At 39.8% G+C, this 11480-nt stretch carries 10 protein-coding genes; 7 read left to right on the top strand and 3 right to left on the bottom strand.

From position 1 onward, the window contains the following. Positions 1-910 precede the first annotated feature (910 nt). Positions 911-2470 (bottom strand): M20/M25/M40 family metallo-hydrolase, encoded by a 1560-nt coding sequence (locus H8S90_RS02450; protein WP_187341032.1) that lies wholly within the window; start codon positions 2468-2470, stop codon positions 911-913. Between the two features lie 251 nt (positions 2471-2721). Here H8S90_RS02450 and H8S90_RS02455 point away from each other — a divergent pair, with 251 nt between their 5' ends. Together H8S90_RS02455 and H8S90_RS02460 are read left to right on the top strand one after the other, a co-directional pair. Further along, on the top strand, positions 2722-3249 hold the full coding sequence (locus H8S90_RS02455; protein ID WP_187341033.1) for a YceI family protein: 528 nt from the start codon (positions 2722-2724) through the stop codon (positions 3247-3249). A gap of 3 nt (positions 3250-3252) precedes the next feature. Beyond that, positions 3253-3807 carry an acyl-CoA thioesterase gene (locus H8S90_RS02460; protein WP_187341034.1) on the top strand — a complete coding sequence of 185 codons (555 nt, stop codon included), beginning with the start codon at positions 3253-3255 and terminating at the stop codon, positions 3805-3807. 9 nt (positions 3808-3816) lie between these two features. Here H8S90_RS02460 and H8S90_RS02465 read toward each other — a convergent pair whose 3' ends face one another. Then, positions 3817-4857 (bottom strand): isoaspartyl peptidase/L-asparaginase family protein, encoded by a 1041-nt coding sequence (locus tag H8S90_RS02465; protein WP_187341035.1) that lies wholly within the window; start codon positions 4855-4857, stop codon positions 3817-3819. 238 nt (positions 4858-5095) lie between these two features. On the opposite strand from H8S90_RS02465, the gene H8S90_RS02470 reads away from it, so the two are divergent. Together H8S90_RS02470 and H8S90_RS02475 are read left to right on the top strand one after the other, a co-directional pair. Further along, positions 5096-5587, top strand: coding sequence for an Lrp/AsnC family transcriptional regulator (locus H8S90_RS02470; protein WP_187341036.1), 492 nt, complete (start codon positions 5096-5098; stop codon positions 5585-5587). After that, positions 5580-6521 carry an EamA family transporter gene (locus H8S90_RS02475; RefSeq protein ID WP_187341037.1) on the top strand — a complete coding sequence of 314 codons (942 nt, stop codon included), beginning with the start codon at positions 5580-5582 and terminating at the stop codon, positions 6519-6521. The genes H8S90_RS02470 and H8S90_RS02475 overlap by 8 nt, the downstream gene beginning before the upstream one ends. A 56-nt stretch (positions 6522-6577) precedes the next feature. Here H8S90_RS02475 and H8S90_RS02480 read toward each other — a convergent pair whose 3' ends face one another. Beyond that, positions 6578-7108 carry a DinB family protein gene (locus H8S90_RS02480; protein WP_222852220.1) on the bottom strand — a complete coding sequence of 177 codons (531 nt, stop codon included), beginning with the start codon at positions 7106-7108 and terminating at the stop codon, positions 6578-6580. 258 nt (positions 7109-7366) lie between these two features. On the opposite strand from H8S90_RS02480, the gene H8S90_RS02485 reads away from it, so the two are divergent. The 3 genes from H8S90_RS02485 to H8S90_RS02495 are packed head-to-tail and all read left to right on the top strand — an operon-like array spanning position 7367 to position 11470. Next, complete coding sequence (locus H8S90_RS02485; protein WP_187342884.1) at positions 7367-8539, top strand: Pycsar system effector family protein; 1173 nt, start codon at positions 7367-7369, stop codon at positions 8537-8539. A gap of 15 nt (positions 8540-8554) precedes the next feature. Beyond that, a complete protein-coding gene (gene ppk1, locus H8S90_RS02490; protein WP_187341038.1) occupies positions 8555-10600 on the top strand; it encodes a polyphosphate kinase 1 in 2046 nt (681 codons plus the stop codon). Between the two features lie 21 nt (positions 10601-10621). Further along, entirely contained in the window at positions 10622-11470 is an 849-nt protein-coding gene (locus H8S90_RS02495; RefSeq protein WP_187341039.1) for an SdiA-regulated domain-containing protein, read from the top strand. The last annotated feature ends 10 nt before the right edge of the window (positions 11471-11480 follow it).

Consider the following 11480-nt stretch of genomic DNA (forward strand, 5'->3'; position numbering starts at 1 on the left):
AGTTTATATGTTTTATATAAACTTCTGTTTATTAAAATATTAAAAAACCAAATAAATGTATTTTATGAATTTTTCAATCACCTGTGCTTGGTAATGGTCAATTTGGAATCACGAAAAAATGACGCGAAGAGATAACCATAACTTAAACTTTAAAAAAAATGTTATAATAAACTGATTATAAATATTTTATATTATAACTATTTATTTCATTGCAAATTTCATAATCGCCTTTTTACATTTAAAACGATCATTTTTAATGCCAGTGCACCTATCTCAAACCAAAAATTAGGCTTGCATATTTTATACTAATAAAAATAGCAATTTTTTCCCCGTTCCAAGTTAATAGAAAAAAATGATCACCTCCATGTCTTACCTTATCAAAGACCATAAGTAGTATAGAATACACACATTAAATCTAACGACTAACAAAATTCTTAAACCTGTTAACGTGTGGCAACTCTAAAGTTTATATATGTAAATAAACAAAGGAAACTTATGAAAGTATTACAACTAATTATGGTTACCCCATCACTCCTATTTGTCTTTAGTTATTCAGGTGCTGTTGCTCAACGAAGTCATAAAACATGCGAAAGAACAGCATGGGAAAAAAGGCAAATATTCTAGAAAGCTGCAAAAGCGGTATATAAAAAAAGCGCGTTACAAGGCATCTTCCACGACAGCCTCAATGGGCAAAAGCACATAAAACGTAAATCTTGGGAGAGCAAGAGTATAGTTATAGCAGCTCTCCCACAGACCCGGTATCCAGCGTTATATTGCAGTAATTATGCGCGCTTACAGCCGCAACACTAGTATAAATATCCGTATTGATCTATAACTCGATCTATAACAAAAAGAGCCGTTGTGCAAATCAACGGCTCTTTTCATAGGTGAAACAAGTTGGTAATAACCATTAATCGAGCATTCCTTTTCGCGTGGGCGACTTCCTTTCCGGCCATTGCATTTGCTCGCCACTTCGCTCATCGCGAGGTAGAACAGCTTTTTCTTTAGAAGCTCTTTCGGGGTCTTCACTTGCCATATAAGCAAGGATAGCTGTTAGGATTACATTATTTCGAAGGTCATCAAAAACAATTTTATCGTAGGTATCTCGATTGGTATGCCATGTATAGTTCCAATATGACCAGTTCAACGAGCTCAACGAAAAAGCCGGCGCTCCCGCCGCTACAAATGAAGCATTGTCTGACCCTCCGGTGCTTGGGCTTCCCGGGAAACTTGTTTCAATATGCTTTTTTATTTCTTCCGGAACTTTATCTAGCCACCGTGTCAGATAGTCGTAAGCATGAAGGAAACCCTGACCACTGATATTGACTACACGCCCCGTGCCATTGTCTTGGTTAAAAAGAGCTTGTACATTGTCAACAATTTCGGGATGATCTTCCACGAAACCCCTAGAGCCGTTCAAACCTTGCTCCTCGCTACCCCAATGGCCAACCAATATCGTTCTTTTAGGGTTTGGATAAAACTTTTTCAATAAGCGCATCGCCTCCATCATTACCAAAGTACCCGTCCCGTTATCTGTTGCTCCAGTACCTCCATCCCACGAGTCAAAATGCGCGGAAAGCACAACATATTCATCGGGGTTTTCCACTCCTTTAATTTCTGCTATCGTATTGAATGTAGGTACCGTACCAAGCTCTTTTGCATCTGCCTTCAAACTAATTTTCGGAGCCTTGCCCGACTCCACCAACCGATAAAGTAGCCCATAATCTTCTAAAGCCAGATCTATTGTAGGCACTTTTTTTGTAAACGCACTAAAGACTTTATTTACGCCAAAACCATTTGACCAATAGGAGGCAATTATGCCAGCTGCTCCCGCATTTTCCAGCGCTTCTGGCAATGTTCTCATGTTATAACCTGTTTGACTGATACGTTTCGTCCACTTTTCGGTTTGCGCTTCTCTTTCTTTCCGCATTTTTTCAAACGATTCTGGTGTAGCAAACTCTTCCCAGTTATAATCAGGCCGTCCCGTAGGCTGTGGCATAGAAACCAACACAAACTTTCCCTGAACGTTAGGCAGCCATTCTTTGAAGGCAGCCGAATCACTCAAATCAGGCAAAAGGACGACATCTGCTATGATTGTTTCGCCATTGGTGCCAGGGCTCCATGCGAGCTGGCGTCCTTCGAGGCTTCGCACCCATGGTGACACCATATCAATATGGGTAATACCACGCTCCCAGCCCCTCCATTCTCCCCACTGTTCGTTCCTAGCATCAATTCCCCACTCCCCATATTTAGCTACCGCCCATTCATGGGCCTTTTCCATCTGTGGTGAGCCTACCAACCGCGGGCCTATCCCATCTAATAGCTCATGTGCAAGTGAGGGTAGAAGAGAGTTTTCCGTTGCTCCAGTTACAATATCATCAATGATTTTATCATCGACTTGAGCGAAACCTATTACTGGTACCATAGATAATGAAGCGATGAGCAAATGCTTACCAGCGCCAAGCTTCATTTTATAACAAAAGTTTTTGTACAAGTTCTGCATAATGATTTAATTGTTTATGATGTGTGATCGTCAATTACAACGAAAGTACAATTTAAAAGAAAATCCAAGTCGACAGCAGCGCTTTAAAAGCAATAAAAACGAATCAAAACCGCCATTATAACAAAAAAATTACTATTTTAACACGAAATTCAGGTGTCGACCAAGCGCATCAAAAAAAAAATAGTCATTATTATCACAGTCATTAGGATTTCATATTTATGAATTTTTGGAAAATTGATCCACCACATTCCGCCATACATTTTAAAGTAAAACACATGCTCATTGCGACCGTAACCGGTCTCTTCACGAAATTTAAAGGTACCGTAGAGAGCACCAACGGTGCTAACTTTGAGGATAGTCGTGCTGAAATAAGTATCGAAACAAACAGTGTTTACACCAATGAAACCTACCGAGACGACCATCTACGGTCGCCGGAATTTTTCGATGCTGAGAAATTCCCCAACATAACTTTCTCCTCAACATCTTTGATAAAGACAAAGAATGAAAATCATTTTCTGTTAAGTGGCAACTTAACTATTAAAGGTATTACAAAAGAAGTCAAACTAACCGCCATTTATGGAGGCTCCGTTGAAGATAATGGACAGCTGAAAGCAGGCTTTGAAGTCACGGGCACCATTAGTAGAAAAGCATTTGACCTAACCTATAACCCTTTAATGGAAGCGGGCGGTATGGTGGTCTCGGAAAACGTTGATATTCTTGCAAACATTGAATTAGTAAAAGCGTAATATATGAACAAATACAAAACCGTAAGTGAATCACAAACAGTAATGACCGAGCTGATGATTCCCGCATATGCTAATTTCGGCGGAAAAATCCATGGAGGAATCATTTTATCCTTAATGGATAAAGTAGCTTATGCCTGCGCTGCTAAGCACGCCGAAACCTATTGTGTAACGGCATCTGTCGACACGGTAGACTTTAGAGCCTCTGTTGAAGTTGGTGAAATTATTTCACTGCTCGCTTCCGTAAACTATGTAGGGAATTCGTCTTTGGTTATAGGCATAAAAGTACTTTCGGAAAACGTTAGAACACGCGAAGTGAAACATACCAATTCCAGCTATTTTTCCATGGTAGCATTAAACGAAGAGACACACAAACCTACTCAGGTACCCGGTCTGATACTTGAGCATGAAGTGGAAATACAACGCTTTATTACTGCCATGCATAGGAAGGAGCTCAATAGGTATTACAAACAGGAGGGTGCAAGGATTAAAACAGCCTTCAAAGATGAAGACTTTCTTGAAGTATTAAAAAAAGAAAAATGTAAAATCAAGACATTTTAAAAGGGCTCTTTAATCTTTATAGATCTTAACTTCGATATTACCGTGCCGATCAACAGCTCCACGATACATACCCTCCGTATTAAAAGGCATAGCCATATTACCTGCTTTATCTAAGGCAATCAGCCCCCCATCTCCCCCGGCATTTGCGACCTTAGCCATTACCGCTGCGGCAGCTTCTTCCACGGAAAGCTGTTTATAGCTCATCAAAGCAGCTATATCATGTGCTACAACATGACGGATATAGAACTCTCCCCAACCGGTACATGAAACCGCAACCGATTCGTTATTTGCATAAGTACCTGCACCTATAACCGGCGAGTCTCCAATTCTCCCGAATTTTTTATTCGTCATCCCACCAGTAGAAGTACCCGCTGCAAGGTTTCCCTGCTGATCTAAAGCGACACATCCCACTGTCCCAAATTTATCGTCTCTGTTAACTGTTCCGGCTTTTGCCGCTTGCCGATTATCAACGTTTTCACCTGCAGCCGTAGAATCTTTTTTCAATGCCCTTTGTAGTGCATCCCACCTATCTTGTGTATAGAAGTAAGAAGGATCTACCAATGTAACCCCCACTTGCTGTGCAAAGTTCTCCGCTCCCTTCCCGCTGAGCATCACATGCTCGGACTTTTCCATAACTGCCCTCGCTGCGGTTATGGGGTTGCGTATGTTTGTTACCCCCGCTACAGCGCCAGCATTAAGTGTACGTCCGTCCATAATCGACGCATCTAGCTCATTTCGTCCATTATTGGTAAAAACAGCTCCTTTCGCCGCGTTAAATAAGGGAGAATCCTCCAATACATGAATAGTAGCTTCAACCGCATCCAAGGCAGCTCCCCCCTCCTGTAAAATATGATAACCGGTTTGCAATGCCTTTGTCAACACTTCCTCGTAAGCAGCCTCCTTTGCTGAAGTCATAGCAGTCTTCACAATAGTACCTGCACCCCCGTGGATAACGAGTGTATATTGTTTCCTATTGGGCTCCTGTTGACGGGCGATAAGCCCAAGCGTACACAGGAGCAGCGTAATGAAAGGCGTTATCATTTTTTTCATTCGAATAACTTGTTTTTAAGGGGTAATGAAACCTTCCGCTTATGTTAAACAGATCTGACGCTGAAAACATCATTTTTTTATGTAAAAATAAAACTTTCAAGGCAGAAACCAAGGCCATACACCACCAAACACCTAATAAAGAATATAATTCATATATACTTTAACAAAAAAGAACACAATTCATTAAAATATTATTTTTTATGTATTTTTGCATCTTTATTTTATCAAAAACGTGAACATGGAACTTACTGAAATATCTTTAGATAAAATAGATTTACAGATTCTGAGCCTTTTACAGGACAATTGTAAGATCACAAATGCCGATTTGGCCAGGGAATTGGGCATGGCTCCTTCGGGGATATTAGAACGCGTAAGAAAGTTGGAACAGAAAGGCATACTCACACAGTATACCGCACGAGTTAACCCGGCAGCAGTGAATCAAAACCTACTGGCTTTTATTTTTATAAAGGTAGCTGATGGCTTAGGCTGTGGCGAAACCGACAAGTCTTTAGCTGCTATCGAAGCTATACAAGAAGTGCATCATATTACCGGTGAAGACTGTTATCTGGTGAAAATACGTGTTTCTAGCTCAAATGAGTTAATGGAACTTATGCGCTCTTCTTTTCGAGACATCCCAAATATCATTTCAACAAGAACTACGATTGTGCTGGAGACGGTAAAAGAGAACCAACACATCGTTATACCAAAATCGACTGCAACTAATGAATAAAAACACCAGTACCTTAGCCATTGTTGTGGCTTATTTACTTATTTATATTGTATGGGGATCTACCTATTTTTTTATACACATTGCACTACAGGGATTCCAACCGTTTCTGTTAGGCGCGATACGTTTTACGATAGCTGGCCTACTTTTGCTGCTCTGGTGCAGTAAAACCAGGGAACCTATCTGGAACAGGCAGCTCATTAAAACGTCTGCCATTACAGGCATTCTATTGCTGTTTATAGACATGGGGTTAGTAATGAAAGCACAACAATATCTTCATAGCAGTTTAATTGCTATTATGGCTTCGTCTACTGCAATCTGGATATTGATGCTTGATAAAAAAATGTGGAAAGTGAACTTCCGGAACTGGAACACTGTTCTTGGCGTATTCATTGGTTTTATAGGCGTAGTTCTGCTATTTGGTGAACAACTATTTCTTTCCCTGCATGCTGCCGAAGGCAATCACAAAATTATAGGCATGTGTTTACTTATACTGGGTACTATCGCTTGGGCTTCTGGCTCTATCTATTCCAAGTACAGTTCCCTACCAAAAAAGGTGACTTTTGCAAGCGCAGCTTGGCAGATGATCATTGCTGGATTAATGTTTTGGGTAGCTGCATTTTCAAACGGTGATGTTCAGGAACTAGCTATTCAAACGGTTCCAAATACTTCATGGCTGGCTATCATTTATCTCATTGTTTTCGGGTCAATACTTGCCTTCACCAGTTACATCTGGCTGCTGAAGGTACGTCCGGCTACGGAAGTAAGCACCCATGCTTATATAAACCCTCTAGTGGCTGTTTTCTTAGGAAGTACTTTTGCTAATGAGCACATTACTACCACGCAACTTTCGGGCCTGTTTATCATCTTAGGTGGTGTGATGCTTATAAACCTCGTAAAAAGCAAAAAAACTAAACGAGTTAAGGAAATCTGCTAGCCCCATAGTTAAGTAGGATATGTATTGACCTCCTCACATAGGCGAGGAGGTTTTTGCTACTTGCCCAACACGTTATAATAGTTGTAATCTGTCATAGGAGCATCTGTAAAACCCAAATGACGACCGATTGTAACCAACTGCCCACGATGATAGGTACTGTGATTAAAACAGTGCATCAAATATTCAAATGCTGGAAAGTCCGATTGAAACCATTGACTAACAATCAATATCTGCTCTTCCATGCTATAGTCAGACATTTCTTCTACAAACTCAGCCAACTCAGCTGATTGCGCCAATATCCCGGTAAAGACCTCTTCAATCTTCATGATCTCTTCATCATCCATCTCCCTATATGCAGTTTTATTTATGATAGACAACCAATATTCTTGTGTTTTCCAAATATGCAGCAAGGTTAACTTTATACTTGGAAAACTAGAAGCTACTTCCTTTTCTAATTGTTCCTTTGGCTTATTCTTTAACCAATTTATCAAAGCATTATTTGCCCAAAGGTTATAATTAGCATAATTTTTCATGAGATCGGCTAGCCCTATTTCCGCTACTCCAACTGTTGATTTTACTTGTTCCATAATCTATAAGTTTAAATACTTATACAAAGGAACCACAAGCCAGTGACAACCGTATGTCAGTACCATTTATTTATTATAAAAGAAATTAGAATGGCAAAAAAACGGGCAAATTTAATCCTTAAAAAACGTTAATAATTGCTTTTGCAGAAGATAAAGTTTCCCCAACCGCAAAAAGCAAATGTATTTAATAGTGATCAATATTCGCTTTTATATGAATGGCAATTTACCTAAGTTTGTTATATACATTTTTATACTTTGATGAATTACACTGCAATTATCGCGGAAGCCGCCAAATGGGTGGGCGACTTTATGGAAAAGCAAAACGATTCCAAATTGTGTTTCCATGACGGTGTTCACACTTTCCAAGTAGTAGAGGCGGCAAAAAAAATCTCGACCTATTATCAGCTAGATGAAAAAGCATATTTCATTGTAATAATAGCGGCTTATTTTCACGACCTTGGTTATTATACGGGCCCGGCCGAGGACCATGAGGTTCGTAGCGCTCAGCTGGCAACGCGTTTTCTCCAGGATCACATGGTGTCGCAGGACGTTATTGCGGCTGTTCAACAATGCATTAAAGCTACCCGTATGCCACAAAGACCCAGCAACTTACTTGAACAAATTGTATGCGACGCAGACCTATTCCATTTAGGTAGCAACGATTTTACAAAACGTAATAGGCTCATGAGGAAAGAGGCAGAATCTTGTAAAAATGAACGTATCGATAAGGAAACATGGCAAAAAAACACCATAGCCTTAATGGAGAGACACCACTACCACACCGATTACGGCAAACAGATCTTGGCACCCAAAAAGCAGGAAAACCTTCGTCTTATTAAAGAAAAAAACACGCTAGTTAAGGAAAAAAACAATTTGGACAGCAGCAATAAAAAGAAAAACAACCGCCCGGACCGAGGTATAGAAACCATGTTTAGGGTTACTTCGACCAACAATCAGCGACTAAGCGATATGGCCGACAATAAAGCAAACATACTGATTACAGTAAACTCTATCATCTTATCGGTTATTATAGCGCTGCTCCTTCGGAAATTAGACGATAATGAGCACCTGACCATCCCAACCTTTGTTTTACTCGCAGCAAGCCTTACGACAATGGTTTATGCCATATTAGCCACTAGACCCGCTATTCCAAATGGTGTTTATGCCCCTAAAGATGTAAAAGAAAATAAAGTAAACTTGCTGTTCTTCGGAAATTTTCACCGGATGCCACTCGAAAACTACAACCAAGGGATGAAAGATGTGATGGAAGACAGGGATCTGCTTTATGGCACACTCATTAAAGATGTATATTCCCAAGGTGTTGTTTTAGGCAGAAAGTATAGACTCTTACGTTTGGCTTACAACATCTTTATGTACGGCTTAATTGTATCCGTTCTATCTTTCATCATTGTCATCATATACTTTTCTTAAACATCAGCGAGCGTCATGAAAAATCGCTTTTTTAGTAGAGACTTAAGTTGGCTTACATTTAACGATCGCATATTAGATGAAGCGACGTATGCACGCACCCCTTTGAAAGAAAAAATGAAATTCTTAGCGATATACTCTTCTAATTTAGACGAGTTTTATCGCGTTAGGATACCAGTGTTAATGGCGCTGAAAAAGATAAACAAAAATGAAGCAATAGCCGAAAATATTATAAAAAAAGGCGAGTTCAAAGCTGTAAAACAGACCATCGTACAACAGCAGGAACGTTTCGGCCAAATACTTAGCAGTCAAATCCTTCCGCTACTTCATAAGGAAGATGTACACTTGGTTTATAACGAGCCTATCCCACTAACTATCCTGGAAAAAACGCGTTATTATTTTTTCTGTACACTTGCTGGATATCTCGAGATTATTTACCCCAAAAAGCAACGTTTTTTCCCTCGTAACAATCAACTATATTTGGCCATCTTTTTTACAGATCAAAGCGATGAGCAGCTCGCTCTAGTCAATATTCCTTCAAATATCGTTTCCAGGTTTCTAAAAGTTGATTTTAATGGAACTTCTTATATATTGTTTATTGATGACATCATTAAACAATACCTTCAGGTTTTCTTTCCGGAAAAGGAAATTATTGGAGTCTATTCTTTTAAAGTGACACGGGATGCCGAATTGGATCTGCAAGATGAGTACGAGGGAGATATTGCGGAAAAAATTGAACAACAGCTCAATCAACGTGACTTCGGACTGGCTACCCGTTTACTATATCAACCAGATTTGCCCGAAACATACCTAGCTGCACTTGTACAAGTTTTTACGTTAAAAAAAGCAAACAAGGTGGCTGGTGGCTACTACCATAATTTAAAAGACTTTTTTGATTTTCCGATATATAATAGTGCCTGGGAGTATAAGGCAGCTCCTCCAATCGTGTCTTGTTTAAAAAACGAAGCGGCATCTGTATTCGATTCGTTAGACAGAAGGGATTTATTAATAAATACCCCATATGAATCGTACGACACCGTTCTTCGATTTTTTAACGAAGCAGCAATAGATCCTTATGTAGAAGATATCTATACCACCATGTACCGGGTAGCTCCCGAATCAAGAATTGCACGTGCATTAATAAGTGCCGCCAAAAACGCTAAAAAAGTAACGGTGTTCGTAGAGTTGAAAGCACGTTTCGATGAATCAAACAATATCAAATGGGCAAAACAAATGAAGGAGGCAGGTGTGCAGATCATTTTCAGCATACCAAAACTTAAAGTCCATGCAAAAACAACTTTAGTAAAAAGGCGGATCTCTGATAAAGTTCAACATTATGGCCTATTCGCCACCGGTAACTTAAATGAAAATACGGCAAAAACATACACTGATCATATCTTATTAACGGCTGGTAGGGAAATGACAGCTGATCTGCAAAAGCTTTTTTTGTTCCTCGCTGAAAGAAAGCATCCCGCTACGGGCGACTACATTTTATTTAAACAGCTTTTAGTAGCCCAATTTAACCTGCTGCCCTCTTTTATTAACTTGATAGATCGGGAAATCGAACATGCACAACAGGGCAAAAAGGCATCCATCATATTAAAAATGAACAACTTGGAAGAACAGAGGCTTATAGACAAACTTTACGAAGCAAGCGAAAAGGGCGTACAAATAACCCTTATCATACGCGGTATCTGCAGGTTAAGGCCAGGGTTAGCAAAGGCAAACACGCCTATTAACGTTATAAGAATCGTAGGCAGATACCTCGAACATGGCCGAGTCTTCATTTTTGACAATAATGACAATCCTAAAATCTATTTAGGATCATCCGACTGGATGAACAGAAACATTTACAGACGAATAGAGGTATGTTTCCCTATCCACGACGTGGAATTAAAAAACAGGCTGTGTAAAATCATACAGCTCCAGCTACAGGATGATGTGGCGGCCGTCAACTTAGATCACTGTTTGAATAACGTAGAAAAACCTTCGAAGAATGGCATACACGCTCAAGAAGACATTTACCGATACCTCAAGACGTCTGTCCATCCGATTAATTTATAAATTGCTAAAAAACCGAAAAGTATGAAATTATTCATATCGATCTTCACCACTTTTCTCTCATTTGCAAGCTGCGCGCAACCCGCTAAGCAAGACTACAGCAGCCCGAATGGGTACGACCTGGAACGGCCGGAAAAATTCACGCTACCTCATATCTTACAGGAAATCTCTGGTATTGCATTCCATCAAGGCCAGCCCGATACGATATATGCACAACAAGACGAAGATGGGAAGATTTTTCGTTTTAGACCGGGTGATAAGAAAATTCTGAACACTAAATTTGGCAAAAAAGGTGATTACGAAGATATAGCCATCTACAATAGCAGTGTTGTGATGCTCCGCAGCGACGGCACACTGTATACCTTTCCGTTAAAGTCTATCAATGGCAAAGAAATAACCGACACCAAAGAATGGAAAAACCTGCTTCCTAAGGGAGAGTATGAAAGTTTAGCAGCACATATGGGGAGTTTATTTATATTGTGCAAAAAATGTAAAGCAGATAAAAAAACTGATCAAACCAGTGGTTACGTCTTTCAGCTCTCAGACAATGGTGCGATAAAAGCTAATGGCACATTCCACATCCAAGAGCAGGAGATAGAAAAAAAAGCTGATTTAAAGGGAAAACGTTTTAGGCCATCGGCTATGACCAAGAATAACAGAACAAACGAATGGTACATCTTATCTTCGATTAACAAGATGCTGGTTGTAACAGATGAGACATGGAAAGTAAAAGCAGTTTATCCTTTAAATCCAAAAACATTTAATCAGCCAGAGGGCATGAGTTTTGACCGGGATCATAACTTATATATCAGCAATGAAGGTGGAGGTAAAAGTCGTGCCGCAACCCTGTTGAAATTTAAATATCTGCAATAACTGAAATCAG

The sequence above is a fragment of the Olivibacter sp. SDN3 genome (assembly GCF_014334135.1).
Taxonomy (GTDB): Bacteria; Bacteroidota; Bacteroidia; order Sphingobacteriales; family Sphingobacteriaceae; genus Olivibacter.